Here is a 17,543-nt window from a genome sequence, read left to right on the forward strand (position 1 = left end):
AGGCGAGGGGCTTTTTTGTATGATGGCCGACCCGTGCGCATCGGGCGCCGATTGAGGTTGAGCATGCAGGCCGTAGAAGTTAAAAGCTTCCTTGAAGAGAAATTGCCGGGTTCCCGGGTCGAAGTTGAAGGCGAAGGCTGCAACTTCCAGTTGAACGTGATCAGCGACGAGTTGGCTGGCCTGAGCCCGGTCAAACGCCAGCAGGCGATCTATGCTCACCTGAATCCGTGGATCGCCAATGGCAGCATCCATGCGGTAACCATGAAATTTTTCAGCAGCGCAGCCTGGGCTGAGCGCACCTGAGCCAACGTGGCGGCGAGATTCCAATGGACAAACTGATTATTACTGGCGGCGCTTGCCTTGATGGCGAGATCCGCATTTCGGGCGCGAAGAACGCAGCCCTGCCGATTCTGGCGGCGACCCTGCTGGCCGACGGCCCGGTCACCGTGGGCAACCTGCCGCACCTGCACGACATCACCACCATGATCGAGCTCTTCGGCCGCATGGGCATCGAGCCGGTGATCGACGAAAAGCTGGCTGTCGAGATCGACCCTCGCACCATCAAGACACTGGTTGCACCTTACGAGCTGGTCAAGACCATGCGCGCCTCGATTCTGGTGCTGGGCCCGATGGTTGCCCGTTTCGGCGAGGCCGAAGTGGCCCTGCCTGGCGGTTGCGCCATTGGTTCGCGCCCGGTCGACCTGCACATCCGTGGCCTCGAGGCCATGGGCGCGAAGATCGAAGTCGAAGGCGGCTACATCAAGGCCAAGGCACCTGAGGGTGGCCTGCGCGGTGCGCACTTCTTCTTCGACACCGTCAGCGTGACCGGTACCGAGAACATCATGATGGCCGCTGCCCTGGCCAAGGGCCGCAGCGTGCTGCAGAACGCCGCGCGCGAGCCGGAAGTGGTCGACCTGGCCAACTTCATCAACGCCATGGGCGGCAAGGTCCAGGGCGCTGGTACCGACACCATCGTCATCGATGGCGTCGAGCGCCTGCACTCGGCCAACTACCGCGTGATGCCGGACCGTATCGAGACCGGTACCTACCTGGTTGCCGCTGCCGTGACCGGCGGCCGCGTCAAGGTCAAGGACACCGACCCGACCATCCTTGAAGCCGTACTGGAAAAACTCAAGGAAGCCGGCGCCGACATCAACACTGGCGAAGACTGGATCGAGCTGGACATGCACGGCAAGCGGCCGAAAGCCGTCAACCTGCGTACCGCCCCTTACCCGGCGTTCCCGACCGACATGCAGGCGCAGTTCATCTCGCTCAACGCCATTGCCGAAGGCACAGGTGCAGTGATCGAGACGATCTTCGAAAACCGCTTCATGCACGTCTACGAAATGCACCGCATGGGCGCGCAGATTCAGGTCGAAGGCAACACTGCCATCGTCACTGGCGTCAAGGCGCTGAAGGGTGCCCCGGTAATGGCGACCGACCTGCGTGCTTCCGCCAGCCTGGTGCTGTCGGCGCTGGTAGCCGAAGGCGATACCCTGATCGATCGCATCTACCACATCGACCGTGGTTACGAGTGCATCGAAGAAAAACTGCAGATGCTGGGCGCGAAGATCCGTCGCGTACCGGGCTAGTCGTCTGCCTGGTGCATCCTGTGGGGGTGGGATTTGCCCGCTTTCGCAGGATGTGCCTAACGAATTGAATGCGGTCGGGCTCGACGCCCGGCCGGCAGTAGCCGCTTAAGGACCGACGTTCCAATGTTGACCATCGCGCTTTCCAAAGGCCGTATTCTCGACGATACCCTGCCGTTGCTGGCCGAGGCCGGTATCGTGCCGACCGAGAACCCGGACAAGAGCCGCAAACTGATCATCCCCACCACGCAGGACGATGTGCGCCTGCTGATCGTGCGTGCGACCGACGTGCCGACCTATGTCGAGCATGGTGCCGCCGACCTGGGTGTGGCCGGCAAGGATGTGCTGATGGAGTACGGCGGCCAGGGCCTTTACGAGCCCCTGGACCTGCAGATTGCCCGTTGCAAGCTGATGACCGCTGGCGTGGTCGGCGCACCCGAGCCCAAGGGCCGTCTGCGCGTGGCTACCAAGTTCGTCAACGTAGCCAAGCGCTACTACGCCGAACAGGGCCGCCAGGTCGACATCATCAAGCTGTACGGCTCGATGGAACTGGCACCGCTGATCAACCTCGCCGACAAGATCATCGACGTGGTCGATACCGGCAACACCCTGCGTGCCAACGGCCTGGAGCCCCAGGAACTGATCGCCACGATCAGCTCGCGCCTGGTGGTCAACAAGGCCTCCATGAAAATGCAGCACGCCCGTATCCAGAGCCTGATCGACACGCTGCGCGGAGCGGTCGAATCGCGACACCGCGGCTAACTCTCTACCGACTGCGCGCGGCCTTCGCTGCCGCGCCCGTCTATCCGCGTCATAGCCATTTTTCTCGGGTGCCCGCGCGGATGGACTGGTAGCCTAGGGCGCCTGAGCATTCGCCAATAATCGAGGCCCTCGCCATGACCGTGTCCACTGCAATTGCCCGTCTCAACGCTGCTGATCCGGATTTCGCCCGACATCTGGATCATCTGCTGAGCTGGGAAAGTGTGTCCGATGACGCGGTCAACCAGCGCGTGCTCGACATCATCAAGGCCGTGCGCGAGCGCGGCGATGCGGCACTGGTGGAATTCACCCAGCGTTTCGATGGTGTCGATGCCAAGTCCATCGATGACCTGATCCTCGGTCGCGAGCGCCTGGAACTGGCGCTGACCCGCATTACCCCGGCCCAGCGCGAAGCCCTGGAAAAGGCTGCCAACCGTGTGCGCATGTACCACGAGCGGCAGAAGCAGGACTCCTGGCAGTACACTGAGGCCGACGGTACCGTGCTCGGCCAGAAGGTCACCCCGCTGGACCGCGCCGGCCTGTACGTGCCGGGTGGCAAGGCGTCGTACCCATCGTCGGTGCTGATGAACGCCATCCCGGCCAAGGTCGCCGGCGTGGCCGAAGTGGTGATGGTGGTGCCGACCCCGCGTGGCGAGGTCAACGAACTGGTGCTGGCGGCTGCCTGCATCGCCGGTGTCGACCGTGTGTTCACCGTCGGCGGCGCCCAGGCTGTCGCCGCGCTGGCCTACGGTACCGAAAGCGTGCCGCAGGTGGACAAGATCGTCGGCCCGGGCAACATCTACGTCGCCACCGCCAAGCGCCATGTGTTCGGCCAGGTGGGTATCGACATGATCGCCGGTCCGTCGGAAATCCTCGTGGTATGCGACGGCCAGACCGACCCGGACTGGATCGCCATGGACCTGTTCTCCCAGGCCGAGCACGATGAAGACGCCCAGGCCATCCTGGTCAGCCCGGACGCCGCCTTCCTCGACCGCGTTGCCGCCAGCATCGACAAGCTGCTGCCGACCATGGAACGTGCCGAGATCATCGAGAAGTCGATCAATGGCCGTGGCGCGCTGATTCAGGTGCGTGACATGCAGCAGGCCATGGAAGTGGCCAACCGCATTGCCCCGGAGCACCTGGAACTGTCGGTCGCCGACCCGCAGGCCTGGCTGCCGCACATCCGCCACGCTGGCGCGATCTTCATGGGCCGCCACACCAGCGAAGCGCTGGGCGACTACTGCGCAGGGCCCAACCACGTGCTGCCGACCTCCGGTACCGCGCGTTTCTCGTCGCCGCTGGGGGTGTATGACTTCCAGAAGCGTTCGTCGATCATTTTCTGCTCCGAGCAGGGCGCGTCCGAGCTGGGCCACACCGCCTCGGTCCTGGCCCGTGGCGAGTCGCTGACCGCCCACGCCCGCAGCGCCGAATACCGCATTCTGACCCAAGAGAAGGGGAACTGAGCATGAGTCGATTCTGGAGCCCCTTCGTCAAGGACCTGGTGCCTTACGTGCCGGGCGAGCAGCCCAAGCTGGCCCGCCTGGTCAAGCTGAACACCAACGAAAACCCCTACGGCCCGTCGCCCAAGGCGCTGGAGGCCATGCGCGGCGAGCTGAACGACAACCTGCGCCTGTACCCGGACCCGAACGGTGACCGGCTGAAGCAGGCGGTGGCCGAGTACTACGGCGTCACGCCGGCACAAGTGTTCGTCGGCAACGGCTCGGACGAGGTGCTGGCGCACATCTTCCACGGCCTGTTCCAGCACGACGCACCGCTGCTGTTCCCGGACATCAGCTACAGCTTCTACCCGGTCTACTGCGGTCTTTACGGTATTGCCTTCGAGCAGGTGGCGTTGGACGAGCAGTTCCAGATCCGCATCGAGGACTACAACAAGCCCAACGCCGGCATCATCTTCCCCAACCCCAACGCGCCGACCGGCTGCCTGATGCCGCTGCAGGCGGTGGAGCAGTTGCTGCAGGCCAACCGTGATTCGGTGGTGGTGGTCGATGAAGCCTACATCGACTTCGGTGGCGAAACGGCAATCAGCCTGGTGGACCGCTACGACAACTTGCTGGTCACCCAGACCCTGTCGAAGTCGCGCTCGCTGGCCGGGCTGCGGGTTGGCCTGGCGGTGGGGCACCCGGACCTGATCGAGGCGCTGGAGCGGATCAAGAACAGCTTCAACTCCTACCCGCTGGACCGTGCCGCGATCGTCGGCGCAGCGGTGGCGTTCGAGGACCGCGAGTACTTCGAAGAAACCTGCCGCAAGGTGATCGACAGCCGCGAGGTATTGGTCGGGCAACTGCGGGCCAAGGGCTTCGAAGTGCTGCCGTCGGCGGCCAACTTCATCTTCGCCCGCCATCCGCAGCACGATGCCGGTGAGCTGGCTGCACGCCTGCGCGAGCAGGGCGTGATCGTGCGCCACTTCAAGCAGCCGCGCATTGCCCAGTTCCTGCGCATCACCATCGGTACGCCAGAGATGAACCAGGCGCTGCTCGATGCGTTGAACTGACGGTATTGCAAGCTGCCGTGACGCGGCCCTTGTGGGAGCGGGCGTGCCCGCTCCCACAGGGACTTCCAATATCGCCAGAAACCATCGGTATTTGCTGTATTGCCGGTATACATTATGCTGACCAAATTCATCGGATGATTGGTTGAGTTTCATGAGTACCGAATTGACCAAGCGCTCCCTGGTCGAACTGGCCGTCGAGCGCATGCGAGAACGCATCCTGCTGGGCGACTGGCAGGTTGGCCAGCGTTTGCCGACCGAGCCGGAACTGGCCCTGCAGTTGGGCATAAGCCGCAACACCGTACGCGAGGCCATGCGTGTGCTGGCGTTCAGTGGCCTGGTGGAGATTCGCCAGGGGGATGGCAGCTACCTGCGCACGGCCCAGGACCCGCTACAGGCGGTGCAGGCGATGTCGCGCTGCACGCCCGAGCAGGCCCGTGAAACCCGGCACATCCTAGAAGCCGAGGCCATCGGCCTGGCCGCGCTGCGCCGAACCGACGCCGATCTTCAGGCGCTTCGTGATGCCCTGGCCAACAGTGCCGGGCATTTTCACGGTGATATCGATGCTTATGTGGCCTGCGACCTGGTGTTTCACCAGCGGCTGGTCGATGCCGCCCACAACCCGGCCTTGAGTGAGCTGTATCGATACTTTTCCGGGGTGGTGGCTGCCGCGCTGCAGCACAACATGGCAACCGTGCCGCGCTGCCAGGCCACGTTCGACCTGCATGGGCAGATCCTTGCCGCAATCGAGCAACGCGATGCGGAGCAGGCCAAGCGCCTGAGCCGTACCCTTATCGAATCCTGACTCCGAGAAGGCCATGGCTGATTCCATCACCCGTAACACCCCACCGAGCGAGCGGGACCTCGATGAGTTGCTGATCGACGCCGAGGCTGACGACGAGCAGGTCCAACAGCAGTCGGTACAGATACAGCGGCCTTGGCTGTTGTTGCTCGGCCTGGTGCTGGTGGCATTGAACCTGCGCCCGGCATTGTCGAGCATGGCGCCGGTGCTGGGCCAGGTGTCCGAAGGCTTGGGGCTGAATGCCTCGCAGGCCGGTTTGCTGACTACCTTACCAGTGCTGTGCCTGGGCCTGTTCGCCCCTTTGGCGCCGGTGCTGGCGCGGCGCTTTGGCAGCGAGCGGGTGATCCTCGGCATCCTCGCCACCCTGGCGCTTGGCATCGTTGTGCGCAGTAGCCTGGGGGCCACCGGGGTGTTCCTCGGCAGCCTGATGGCCGGGGCCAGTATCGGCATCATTGGCGTGCTGTTGCCGGGCATCGTCAAGCGCGATTTCCCGCAGCACGCTGGCACGCTGACCGGCGTGTACACCATGGCCTTGTGCCTGGGCGCCGCCATGGCGGCTGGCGCCACGGTGCCCCTGGCCCAGCATTTCGACGGCAGCTGGGCGCTGGGGCTTGGCTTCTGGATGTTGCCGGCCCTGCTGGCCATGCTGGTATGGCTGCCGCAGGCCCGCCAAGGTCATGGCCTGCACAAGGTGGCCTATCGTGTGCGTGGGCTGTGGCGTGATCCGCTGGCCTGGCAGGTGACCCTGTACATGGGGCTGCAGTCGTCACTGGCCTATATCGTCTTTGGCTGGTTGCCATCGATCCTGATCGGTCGCGGCCTGAGCCCGACCGAGGCGGGGCTGGTGCTGTCGGGGTCGGTAATCGTGCAGTTGGTCAGTTCGCTCAGTGCGCCCTGGCTGGCCACTCGCGGCAAGGACCAGCGCCTGGCCATCGTGCTGGTCATGCTGATTACCCTGGCCGGTCTGTTCGGTTGCCTGTATGCGCCGCTTTCCGGGCTGTGGGGCTGGGCGGTTGTGCTGGGCCTGGGGCAGGGCGGTACCTTTGCCCTGGCGCTGACCTTGATCGTGCTGCGCTCGAAGGATGCCCATGTGGCGGCGAACCTGTCGAGCATGGCGCAGGGGGTGGGTTATACCCTGGCGTCGATGGGGCCGTTTGCGGTGGGACTGGTGCATGACCTGACCGGGGGCTGGGCGGCCGTGGGGTGGATCTTTGCCGTGCTGGGGGCGGGGGCCATCGTGTTCGGCCTGGGGGCCGGGCGGGCTTTGCATGTGCAGGTGAGCAGCGAGAAAGTCTGAAGGGGCATGTGGCATTGCCGGCCTCTTCGCGGGTAAACCCGCTCCCACAGGGTGGACTGCCCCCAAGAAGTTGGACACCAATCCAACCCTTGGGGGATCTATGGGTAAATACACAGAGCAGTTCAAGCTCACGGCTATCACCGCTTACCTAGAGGGCAGCCGGGGCTTTCGCAAGGTGGCACAACACTTTGGCATCGATTTCAGCCTGCTTCGGCGCTGGGTTGCTGGCTACCAAGTCGATGCCAGCCTCGGCCCTCGCTCGCATGGTCGCCGCTACACCGAGGAATTCAAGCGGCGGGTGCTCAAGTACATGCTTGAGCATCGCCTGTCCCTGCGCCAAACAGCGGCGCACTTTGACCTTGGACAGTCCTCACAGATAGGCATTTGGCTGCGGCAGCACTACAGTGGCAGTCCTGAAGCCACTCTCGCCAAACAAAGAAAATCAGCCGTGCCGAAGAAAATTAAGCCCATCAAGCCGACAGATACCAATGACGCAGAGAAATCTCGTGAGCAGTTGTTGAGCGAGCTCGAGTATCTGCGCATGGAGAATGATGTCCTAAAGGAGTTAAAGGCTCTGCGAGAGGAGAAGGAGCGAACACGGACGAAAAAGCCCTGATCGTCTGTAAATTCAGACATAAATATCCGCTGCCTGATCTCTTGCAGATGGTGGGGTTGGCACGCAGTACCTTTTATTACCAGATCAAGTGCCAGCAAAAGCCGGACAGGCACGCCTCGCTCAAGGAGTTGGTGCAGCGTGTCTATCACGAGGAGAAAGGGCTGTATGGCTACCGCCGCATTGCCCTTGCCATCAGGAATCAGGGGACCTTGGTCAACAAGAAGGTCATTGAACGGTTGATGGCTGAGCTTGGTTTGCAGTCCGTTGTACGCCCGAAGAAGTATCGATCCTATCGCGGCATTGTCGGCAAGGTGGCAATGAATTTGCTGGAGCGTAATTTCGTCGCGCAACGCCCCAACCAGAAGTGGGTGACCGATGTCACTGAGTTCAAAGTGGCCCAACAAAAGCTCTACCTGTCGCCCGTGATGGACTTGTACAACGGTGAGATCATCGCCTATGAAACAGCTTGCCGGCCTACTTATGGCTTGGTCGGGAACATGCTGGAAAAGGCGCTCGATGGGTTGGGTGAAAAGCCCAAGCTAGTGATCCACTCAGACCAAGGATGGCATTACCAGCAGCCCCAATACCGCCATAAGCTCGCAGCGCGCGGTGTGAAGCAGAGCATGTCTCGCAAGGGCAATTGTCTGGATAATGCAGCGATGGAAAGCTTCTTCGGCACACTGAAGTCAGAGTTCTTCTACCTGAAGCGCTTTGAAAGCGTCGAACAGCTGAAGGCGGGCCTGGAGGAGTACATCCATTACTACAACCATGACCGCATCAGGCTGAAACTCAATGGCCTGAGCCCTGTCAGCTACAGGACTCAGGCCACTGGCTAAAACTGTCCAACTTTTCGGGGGCAGTCTAGGGATTGCACACATCTTGAAGTCATGTTGTACCTGTGGGAGCGGGTTTACCCGCGAAAGGGCCGGTACTGGCATAACCAACCGGGGAAGATTATCGTGCTGCTTTCGACTCCCAGGACGGACCAGCCCACATGAGCGACGCCAACCGCGACCTGATTACCCGCTTCTACCAGGCCTTCCAGCGCCTGGACGCCGAGGCCATGGTCGCCTGCTACAGCGACGATATCGTCTTCAGCGACCCGGTCTTCGGCACCTTGCGTGGCAAGGATGCAGGCGACATGTGGCGAATGCTCACCAGCCGGGCCAAGGACTTCACCCTGACCTTCGACAACGTCCGCGCCGATGAACGCACGGGCGCCGCACATTGGGTGGCCACCTACGTGTTCAGCCAGACCGGCCGCATCGTGGTCAATGATATCCAGGCGCGTTTCGTGATCCGTGACGGTTTGATCTGCCAGCACGATGACCACTTCGACTTGTGGCATTGGTCGCGGCAGGCGCTGGGTGTACCTGGCATGCTGCTGGGCTGGTCGCCGCTGGTGCAGAACAAGGTACGCCAGCAGGCGTTCAAAGGATTGCGAGCATTCCAGCAGGCCCAGGGTGAGTGAGCCCGTCGAAATTGCCGCCAGCAAACCCTGGTATGTCTACTTGGTAAGGGCTGCCAATGGATCGCTGTATTGCGGTATCAGCGATGACCCGCAGCGGCGCTTTCTGGCGCACCAGAAAGGACAGGGCGCGCGTTACTTCAAGACCAGCCCGGCCCAGGCGCTGGTGTATGTGGAGCAATGGCCGGATAAGGGCGAGGCGTTACGCCAGGAGCGGCTGGTGAAGCGGCTGCGCAAGTCGGCGAAGGAGGCGTTGGTGGCCTCCTATGGCGCAGTAGTGGCTGCTAATTAGGGCTGCGCAGCAGCCCTGGGGTCATCAGTCCTTGCGCCGCTTCAACTGATCCACCAAGGTGGTCGGAAGGCCCTTGATGATCAAGGTCCCTGCCGCTTCGTCATACTCGACCTTGTCCCCCAGCAGGTGCGCTTCGAAGCTGATCGACAACCCCTCGGCACGGCCGGTGAAGCGGCGGAACTGGTTGAGGGTGCGCTTGTCCGCAGGGATTTCCGGCGACAGACCGTAGTCCTTGTTGCGGATGTGGTCGTAGAACGCCTTGGGCCGATCCTCGTCGATCAGGCTGGACAGCTCCTCCAGCGTGACCGGTTCGCCCAGCTTGGTCTGGGTAGTGGCGTACTCGACCAGGGTCTGGGTTTTTTCGCGGGCGGACTCTTCCGGCAGGTCTTCGCTCTCGACGAAGTCGCTGAAGGCCTTGAGCAGGGTGCGGGTTTCGCCCGGGCCGTCGACGCCCTCCTGGCAGCCGATGAAGTCACGGAAGTAGTCCGAGACCTTCTTGCCGTTCTTGCCCTTGATGAACGAAATGTACTGTTTGGAGTTCTGGTTGTTCTTCCACTCCGACAGGTTGATGCGCGCCGCCAGGTGCAGTTGGCCAAGGTCGAGGTGCCGCGAAGGCGTCACATCAAGCTCGGCGTTCACTGCCACACCTTCGCTGTGGTGCAGAAGGGCGATCGCCAGGTATTCGGTCATGCCTTGCTGGTAGTGGGCAAAAAGGATGTGGCCGCCGGTGGACAGGTTGGACTCTTCCATCAGCTTTTGCAGGTGCTCCACGGCCACACGGCTGAAGGAGGTAAAGTCCTTTTCTTCGTCCAGGTACTGCTTCAGCCAGCCGCTCAGCGGGTAGGCGCCGGACTCGCCGTGGAAAAAGCCCCAGGCCTTGCCTTGCTTGGCGTTGTAGCTGTCATTGAGGTCGGCCAGCAGGTTTTCGATGGCGTCGGAGGCAGCCAGTTCGGAATCGCGGGCATGCAGCACGGCGGGGCTGCCATCGGGCTTTTTGTCGATCAGGTGAACGATGCAATGACGGATTGGCATGGAATTCTCGGCGAGCTGCAAAAGTCGTCCAGTTTACCCTAGACACCAGGTGATGCAGTGGCCGGATGTTGGCAGAAATGCCGGTTGTTCGTTTTTTGTTCAATTTTTTGCGTTTTGGGCTAAAACCCCCGAAAAACCTGCATTAAATCGAAGCGTGCAGCGGATATTTATCTGCTCCTGTGGTAGTTTTGCGCGGTCTTGCGCCCCTTGTGTGGCGCATTGCTGGCAGCGTGCTGTCGTCGTGTCGAACCAAACGTCGATTTGCGTATCTACATACGCGATTGGCGCGGCCCTCCACTTTCAGGGGCTGGCCCGATAACGTCGTAGTCCGCTGCATAACCATCGAATTTGATAGGGAAGGAACACCACCATGGCATTGACCAAAGACCAACTGATTGCCGACATCGCCGAATCGATCGCCGCGCCAAAAGCCACCGCCAAGAATGCTCTGGAGCAACTGGGCCAGATCGTTGCCGACCAGCTGGAAAACGGCGCTGAAATCACTCTGCCAGGTATCGGCAAACTGAAAGTCGCTGAGCGTCCTGCCCGTACCGGCCGCAACCCTTCGACTGGCGCTGCCATCGAAATCGCTGCCAAGAAAGTCGTCAAGTTCGTTCCGGCCAAAGTGCTGACCGACGCCATCAACAAGTAATTGTTGAAGCTTTGACGAAACCGCGCCCGGCTTGCCCGGACGCGGTTTTTTCATGCCTGGGTTTTACGCGCGGCGTGCCAGGCCTGGCGCGCCTCGTCGTCGTGGAAGCTCCAGGCGACCATGCGGCTTTGCTTCTGCCCCTGGCCCATTTCACTGATGCGCACGGCCTTGGCGCCCGCTTTCCTGAGCGCAGCCTCGATCCCCGGCAAGTTGCTGGCCTTGGACACCAGGCTGGTGAACCACAGTACCCGTTCGGCGTACTGCACGCTTTCACTGACCAGTTGGCTGACAAAGCGGATCTCGCCGCCTTCGCACCACAGTTCGTTGTTCTGGCCACCGAAGTTGAGCACCGGCAGCTTGCGCTTGGGGTCCTGCTTGCCGAGGTTCTTCCACTTGCGCTGGCTGCCACGGGTGGCTTCGTCGCGTGAGGCATGGAAGGGCGGGTTGCACAGGGTCAGGTCGAAGCGTTCGCCCTCCTGCAGCAGGCCGCTGAGGATGTGCGCACGGTTGGCCTGTTGGCGCAGGGTGATGGCCTTGCCCAGGCCGTTGGCCTGGACGATGGCCTTGGCCGAAGCCAGGGCCACGGGGTCGATGTCCGAGCCGAGGAAGCGCCAGCGGTAGTCGCTGTGGCCCAGCAGCGGGTAGATGCAGTTGGCCCCCACGCCGATGTCCAGCGCACGCACCTGGGCGCCCTTGGGGATCTCGCCTGCATTGTCGTCGGCCAGCAGGTCGGCGGCCACGTGAATATAGTCGGCGCGGCCGGGAATCGGCGGGCACAGGTAGTCGGCGGGGATATCCCAGTGCTGGATGCCGTACTGGGCCTTCAGCAGCGCACGGTTGAACACCCGCACGGCCTCGGGGTTGGCGAAGTCGATGCTGGGTTTGCCGTGGGGGTTGGTGATGGTGAAGCGCGCCAGGTCAGGGTGGGCCTTGATCAGGCTGGGGAAGTCGTAGCGGCCCTGGTGGCGGTTGCGCGGGTGCAGGGTGGGTTTTTCGGTCATGGTGGGGTCCTGAAAAGCATCGCCGGCAAGCCAGCTCCCACAGGTACAGCGCTTTCCTGTGGGAGCTGGCTTGCCGGCGATGGGCTGCGAAGCAGCCCGCTATGGCTTCACTTTTGGTTACAGCGCTGCAATCCGCGCATGCTGCTCGGTGAAGTTGGCCAGGGCCTGTTCGGACTCGGCCAGCTTGGCGCGTTCCTTCTCGATCACGGCAGGTGGTGCCTTGTCGACGAAGGCGGCGTTGGACAGCTTGCCACCCACGCGTGCCACTTCACCCTGCAGGCGCTGGATTTCCTTGTTCAGGCGCGCCAGCTCGGCATCCTTGTCGATCAGGCCGGCCATTGGCACTAGCACTTGCAGGTCACCGACCAGGGCGGTGGCCGACAGCGGCGCTTCGTCGGCATCGCCCAGTACGGTGAACGATTCGACCTTGGCCAGCTTCTTCAGCAGGGCTTCGTTTTCCTGCAGGCGACGCTGGTCGTCGGCGTTGGCGTTCTTAAGGAACAGCGGCAGCGGCTTGCCCGGGCCGATGTTCATTTCGGCGCGGATGTTGCGCAGGCCGACCATCAGCTCCTTGAGCCACTCGATGTCGCCTTCGGCGGCAGCATCGATGCGGCTTTCATTGGCCACCGGCCATGGCTGCAGCATGATGGTCTTGCCTTCGATGCCGGCCAGCGGCGCGATGCGCTGCCAGATTTCTTCGGTGATGAACGGCATGAACGGATGCGCCAGGCGCAGCGCCACTTCCAGCACGCGCACCAGGGTGCGGCGGGTGCCACGGGCGCGCTCGACCGGGGCGTTCTCGTCCCACAGCACCGGCTTGGACAGCTCCAGGTACCAGTCGCAGTACTGGTTCCAGATGAACTCGTACAGCGCCTGGCTGGCCAGGTCGAAGCGGAACTGCTCCAGCTGGCGGGTCACTTCGGCTTCGGTACGCTGCAGCTGCGAGATGATCCAGCGGTCGGCCAGCGACAGCTCGTAGGCCTCGCCGTTCTGGCCGCAGTCTTCGCCCTTGTCCAGCACGTAGCGGGCGGCGTTCCAGATCTTGTTGCAGAAGTTGCGGTAGCCTTCGACGCGGCCCATGTCGAACTTGATGTCGCGGCCGGTGGAGGCCAACGAGCAGAAGGTGAAGCGCAGGGCGTCGGTACCGTAGCTGGCGATACCTTCGGGGAACTCGGCCTTGGTCTGCTTGGCGATTTTCTCGGCAAGCTTGGGCTGCATCATGCCGCTGGTGCGTTTTTCCAGCAGGGCGTCGAGGGTGATGCCGTCGACGATGTCCAGCGGGTCCAGCACGTTGCCCTTGGACTTGGACATCTTCTGGCCCTGGCCGTCACGCACCAGGCCGTGCACGTACACGGTCTTGAACGGTACCTGCGGGGTGCCATCCTCGTTCTTGATCAGGTGCATGGTCAGCATGATCATGCGCGCAACCCAGAAGAAGATGATGTCGAAGCCGGTTACCAGCACGTCGGTGGAGTGGAATTTCTTGAGGAACTCGGTCTGTTCCGGCCAGCCCAGGGTGGAGAAGGTCCACAGGCCCGAGCTGAACCAGGTGTCGAGTACGTCGTCGTCCTGGCGCAGGACCACGTCGGCGCCCAGGTTGTGCTTGGCGCGCACTTCTTCCTCGTTGCGGCCGACATAGACCTGGCCGGCCTCGTCGTACCATGCCGGGATGCGGTGGCCCCACCACAGCTGTCGGCTGATGCACCAGTCCTGGATGTCACGCATCCAGGAGAAGTACATGTTCTCGTACTGCTTGGGCACGAACTGGATGCGGCCATCTTCCACGGCGGCGATGGCAGGTTCTGCCAGCGGCTTGGTGGAAACGTACCACTGGTCGGTCAGCCACGGCTCGATGACGGTGCCCGAACGGTCGCCCTTCGGCACTTTCAGCGCGTGGTCGTCGATGCTCACCAGCAGGCCCTGGGCATCCAGGTCGGCGACGATCTGCTTGCGTGCGACGAAGCGGTCGAGGTTGGCGTATTGGGCCGGCAGGCGGGTGTCCACCTGCTCGTTGACGCTGCCGTCGAGGTTGAAGGCCTGCGCGCTGGCCAGCACGAAGGCGTTCTTGTCGAAGATGTTCAGCAGCGGCAGGTTGTGGCGCTTGCCGACTTCGTAGTCGTTGAAGTCGTGGGCCGGGGTGATCTTCACGCAGCCGGTACCGAACTCGGGGTCGCAGTAGTCGTCGGCGATGATCGGGATGCGGCGGCCGACCAGCGGCAGTTCGACGAACTTGCCGATCAGTGCCTGGTAGCGCTCGTCGTTCGGGTTGACCGCCACGGCGGCGTCACCCAGCAGGGTTTCCGGACGGGTGGTGGCGACTACCAGGTAGTCCTTGCCTTCGGCGGTCTTGGCGCCGTCGGCCAGCGGGTAGCGCAGGTTCCACAGGTGGCCCTTCTCGTCGTGGTTTTCCACTTCGAGGTCGGAGATGGCCGTGTGCAGCTTGGTGTCCCAGTTGACCAGGCGCTTGCCACGGTAGATCAGGCCGTCTTCATGCAGGCGCACGAATGCTTCCTTGACCGCTTCGGACAGGCCGTCGTCCATGGTGAAGCGCTCGCGGCTCCAGTCGACCGACGAGCCCAGGCGGCGGATCTGACGGCTGATGTTGCCGCCGGACTGGTCCTTCCATTCCCAGACCTTCTCCAGGAACTTTTCGCGGCCCAGATCATGACGGTTCTGGCCCTTGGCCTCTAGCTGGCGCTCGACCAGCATCTGGGTGGCGATACCGGCGTGGTCGGTGCCTGGCTGCCACAGGGTGTCGCGGCCTTGCATGCGGCGGAAACGGATCAGGGCGTCCATGATCGCGTTGTTGAACCCGTGGCCCATGTGCAGGCTGCCGGTCACGTTCGGCGGCGGGATCATGATGGTGTAGGACTCGCCTGCACCTTGTGGAGCGAAATAGTTCTCGGACTCCCAGGTGTTGTACCAGGAAGTTTCGATGGCGTGCGGCTGGTAGGTCTTATCCATGCGCGGCGGGACCCTGTGCATTTATTCGGGAAAGCCGGGAAGTATAACCAAGCTGGGGGCCGCAGGCGACAAGCTGCTGCTATCTGGCAGGCAGGGACGGCCTATTCGCGGGTAAACCCGCTCCCACAGGAGCTGCGCAAGCTTTCAGACTTGCGCCGGTCCTGTGGGAGCGGGTTTACCCGCGAAGAAGGCACCGCCGAATTTCGGTTTTACTCGGAACGCTTGATCAACCGCTCGATCCGCGCATCCAGCCGGCGCTTGATCTCGTTCTCGATGTGCGGGGTGAAGTCGTTGATCACGTCCTGCATGATCATCTGCGCCGCCGCACGCAGTTCGCTTTCCAGGTGCAGCAGGGTGTCCTGGCGACGGGTTTGCGGGTCGTCTTCGGGTTCGGCAGCTACCGGTTCGGCCGCAGGCACATGGTTGCCGGGCGCTTCTTCCAGCAGCAACGGGATCTGCTCCACCGTCTCGGTCAGCAGCGGTGGTTGCAGGTCGGCGTCGCCAAGCAACTGGCGTATCGACTCGAGGTCATCGAGAAGATGGGCGGAATCGGGCAGGGGGGAGGGCTTGTCCATCGTCGTCAAAGTCGCTGTAAGCGGTGGTCTTGCAGAGCATAGCCCTGTTCACGGTAGAAACGGAATCGTTCACGGGCCGATTGGCGGATGCCAGGCTCTTCGACGACGATTTCGGCCACACGCACGAACTGGCCGACGAAGGCTGGTACGCCGGCGCCCAGGTTGATCAACAGGTCGTGGTGGTCGCCCGCACTGTCGGCGGCCAGGCCCAATGCCACGCTGGCATCGGCATGTACCTCCGCGAGGTCGTGGGGCACGAAGGCCTCGCCCTTGAAGCGCCACAGGCGTTGGTCCAGCTCGGTGCGTTGCTCGGCGTCCTGGCAATGCAGGTAGACCCCGTGGCCAAGGCGCCAGGCCTTTTCGCACAGCTTGCAGGCGAAATCGAGCCGCGCCGACAGCGAGTCGGTGGGCAGGATGTAGAAATCGACTTTGCTCATGGTGGTATCGCCGGCCGGTGGCGCGCGCGGCGCCACCGGCTCAATGGCGTCAGGCGCCGGCGCGGTCCAGCAGGTACTGGGTCAGCAGGGGTACAGGGCGGCCAGTGGCGCCCTTGTCCTTGCCGCCGCTGACCCAGGCAGTGCCGGCGATGTCCATGTGCGCCCAGTCGTAGGCCTTGGCAAAGCGCGACAGGAAGCAGCCGGCGGTGATGGTGCCGGCCTTCGGTCCGCCGATGTTGCCCATGTCGGCGAACGGGCTGTCCAGCTGCTCCTGGTACTCATCGAACAGCGGCAGCTGCCAGGCACGGTCGTCGGCGCGCTTGCCGGCGTCGAGCAACTGGCCGACCAGGTCGTCGTTGTTGCCCATCAGGCCGGTGGTGTGGCTGCCCAGGGCGACGATGCAGGCACCGGTCAGGGTGGCGATGTCGATGACTGCCTGCGGCTTGAAGCGCTCGGCGTAGGTCAGGGTGTCGCACAGCACCAGGCGGCCTTCGGCGTCGGTGTTGAGGATTTCCACGGTCTGCCCGCTCATGGTGGTGACGATGTCACCCGGGCGGGTGGCGCCGCCGCTCGGCATGTTCTCGGCGCAGGCCAGCAGGCACACCAGGTTGACCGGCAGCTGCAGCTCGAGCACCGCACGCAGGGTGCCGAGCACGCTGGCGGCACCGCACATGTCGTACTTCATTTCGTCCATGCCGGCACCAGGCTTGAGGCTGATGCCGCCGGTGTCGAAGGTAATGCCCTTGCCCACCAGCACGAACGGCTTGTCCGCCTTCTTGCCGCCCTGGTAGTTGAGCACGATCAGGCGTGGCGGCTGGTCGCTGCCCTGGCCGACGGCATAGAACGCGCCCATGCCGAGGTCCTTGATCTTCTTCTCGTCCAGCACTTCGACTTTCAGCGCCTTGTGCGCCTTGCCCAGGTCCTTGGCCTGTTCGGCCAGGAAGCTTGGGTGGCACAGGTTGGGCGGCAGGTTGCCCAGGTCGCGCGTGAAGGCCATGCCGGTGGCGATGGCACTGGCATGCTTGACGGCACGTTCGACCTCGGCCTGGCCGGTCTTTTCGGTCAGCAGGGTGACCTTCTTCAGGGCGCGCGGCTCTGCCTTCTGGCTCTTGAAACGATCGAACACGTACTCGCCGTCGAGCAGGGTTTCGGCCAGCAGGCGGTACTTGCCGTAGTGGGCGTCACGGTTGCTGACCGCGATGTCGTCCAGGGCCAGCACGGCGTCAGCGCCGTTCAGACCCTTGAGCACGCCGGCGACGCTGGCGACCAGTTTGCGCCAGGCGCGGTCGCCCAGGGCTTCGTCCTTGCCACTGCCCACCAGCAGCACGCGCTCGGCCTTCAGGCCCGCGAGATTCTGCAGAAGCAGGGTCTGGCCCGGTTTGCCGGCCAGGTCGCCACGCTTGAGCACGGCACTGATGGCACCTTCGCTGGCCTGGTCGACGGCCTTGGCCACAGCGCCGAGCTTGCGGTTTTCACCTACCGGGAGGACCAAGGTGGCGGTTTTTACAGATGCAGCAGCTACGCTTTTTACAACCAGTTCCATGTCAGGA

17 protein-coding genes are annotated in these 17,543 nt (G+C 62.9%); 11 read left to right on the top strand and 6 right to left on the bottom strand.

The genetic code is table 11. The features are described from left to right. Positions 1-63 precede the first annotated feature (63 nt). The 10 genes from NY023_RS05075 (at position 64) to NY023_RS05120 (ending at position 9,332) form a co-directional block, all read left to right on the top strand. Positions 64-303, top strand: coding sequence for a BolA family protein (locus NY023_RS05075; protein ID WP_003255121.1), 240 nt, complete (start codon positions 64-66; stop codon positions 301-303). 23 nt (positions 304-326) lie between these two features. Continuing rightward, entirely contained in the window at positions 327-1,592 is a 1,266-nt protein-coding gene (murA, locus tag NY023_RS05080; RefSeq protein WP_013971085.1) for a UDP-N-acetylglucosamine 1-carboxyvinyltransferase, read from the top strand. A gap of 123 nt (positions 1,593-1,715) precedes the next feature. Continuing rightward, positions 1,716-2,351, top strand: coding sequence for an ATP phosphoribosyltransferase (hisG, locus tag NY023_RS05085; RefSeq protein ID WP_003257924.1), 636 nt, complete (start codon positions 1,716-1,718; stop codon positions 2,349-2,351). A 134-nt stretch (positions 2,352-2,485) separates the two neighbouring features. After that, positions 2,486-3,811: a histidinol dehydrogenase gene (hisD, locus tag NY023_RS05090; RefSeq protein ID WP_013971086.1), complete on the top strand. Its 1,326-nt coding sequence runs from the start codon at positions 2,486-2,488 to the stop codon at positions 3,809-3,811. Positions 3,812-3,813: 2 nt separating this feature from the next. Then, positions 3,814-4,860 carry a histidinol-phosphate transaminase gene (hisC, locus tag NY023_RS05095; RefSeq protein ID WP_013971087.1) on the top strand — a complete coding sequence of 349 codons (1,047 nt, stop codon included), beginning with the start codon at positions 3,814-3,816 and terminating at the stop codon, positions 4,858-4,860. 151 nt (positions 4,861-5,011) lie between these two features. Beyond that, entirely contained in the window at positions 5,012-5,662 is a 651-nt protein-coding gene (locus NY023_RS05100; protein ID WP_013971088.1) for a FadR/GntR family transcriptional regulator, read from the top strand. Positions 5,663-5,675: 13 nt separating this feature from the next. After that, a complete protein-coding gene (locus tag NY023_RS05105) occupies positions 5,676-6,956 on the top strand; it encodes a CynX/NimT family MFS transporter (protein ID WP_013971089.1) in 1,281 nt (426 codons plus the stop codon). Positions 6,957-7,056: 100 nt separating this feature from the next. After that, a protein-coding gene (locus tag NY023_RS05110; protein WP_372241189.1) for an IS3 family transposase occupies positions 7,057-8,408 on the top strand; the annotation gives its coding sequence in 2 pieces (ribosomal slippage) (positions 7,057-7,528 and positions 7,528-8,408; 1,353 coding nt in all). A 158-nt stretch (positions 8,409-8,566) separates the two neighbouring features. Next, positions 8,567-9,043: a nuclear transport factor 2 family protein gene (locus NY023_RS05115; RefSeq protein WP_013971091.1), complete on the top strand. Its 477-nt coding sequence runs from the start codon at positions 8,567-8,569 to the stop codon at positions 9,041-9,043. Beyond that, the gene (locus NY023_RS05120; RefSeq protein ID WP_013971092.1) at positions 9,036-9,332 is read left to right on the top strand and encodes a GIY-YIG nuclease family protein; all 297 of its coding nucleotides are present in this window, start codon (positions 9,036-9,038) and stop codon (positions 9,330-9,332) included. Before NY023_RS05115 ends, NY023_RS05120 begins: the two co-directional genes overlap by 8 nt. A 24-nt stretch (positions 9,333-9,356) precedes the next feature. Here the strand turns inward: NY023_RS05120 and yejK are convergent, their stop codons facing one another. Continuing rightward, positions 9,357-10,364 (bottom strand): nucleoid-associated protein YejK, encoded by a 1,008-nt coding sequence (gene yejK / locus NY023_RS05125; protein ID WP_013971093.1) that lies wholly within the window; start codon positions 10,362-10,364, stop codon positions 9,357-9,359. Between the two features lie 370 nt (positions 10,365-10,734). On the opposite strand from yejK, the gene NY023_RS05130 reads away from it, so the two are divergent. After that, positions 10,735-11,016 (top strand): HU family DNA-binding protein, encoded by a 282-nt coding sequence (locus NY023_RS05130; protein WP_003257928.1) that lies wholly within the window; start codon positions 10,735-10,737, stop codon positions 11,014-11,016. A gap of 50 nt (positions 11,017-11,066) precedes the next feature. On the opposite strand, the gene rlmF is transcribed toward NY023_RS05130, so the two are convergent. The 5 genes from rlmF to NY023_RS05155 all read right to left on the bottom strand — a co-directional run bounded on the left by rlmF (position 11,067) and on the right by NY023_RS05155 (position 17,536). Then, positions 11,067-12,017: a 23S rRNA (adenine(1618)-N(6))-methyltransferase RlmF gene (gene rlmF, locus NY023_RS05135; RefSeq protein ID WP_013971094.1), complete on the bottom strand. Its 951-nt coding sequence runs from the start codon at positions 12,015-12,017 to the stop codon at positions 11,067-11,069. Between the two features lie 117 nt (positions 12,018-12,134). Further along, on the bottom strand, positions 12,135-14,981 hold the full coding sequence (locus NY023_RS05140; protein WP_013971095.1) for a valine--tRNA ligase: 2,847 nt from the start codon (positions 14,979-14,981) through the stop codon (positions 12,135-12,137). Positions 14,982-15,190: 209 nt separating this feature from the next. Next, positions 15,191-15,556 (bottom strand): hypothetical protein, encoded by a 366-nt coding sequence (locus NY023_RS05145; protein WP_013971096.1) that lies wholly within the window; start codon positions 15,554-15,556, stop codon positions 15,191-15,193. Positions 15,557-15,561: 5 nt separating this feature from the next. Next, positions 15,562-15,993, bottom strand: a complete 432-nt coding sequence (locus NY023_RS05150) for a DNA polymerase III subunit chi (RefSeq protein ID WP_031325201.1) — start codon at positions 15,991-15,993, stop codon at positions 15,562-15,564. Positions 15,994-16,042: 49 nt separating this feature from the next. Continuing rightward, positions 16,043-17,536, bottom strand: coding sequence for a leucyl aminopeptidase (locus NY023_RS05155; protein WP_013971098.1), 1,494 nt, complete (start codon positions 17,534-17,536; stop codon positions 16,043-16,045). Positions 17,537-17,543: the final 7 nt, after the last annotated feature.

The sequence above is a fragment of the Pseudomonas sp. NBB genome (assembly GCF_032701105.1).
GTDB lineage: Bacteria > Pseudomonadota > Gammaproteobacteria > Pseudomonadales > Pseudomonadaceae > Aquipseudomonas > Aquipseudomonas asiatica.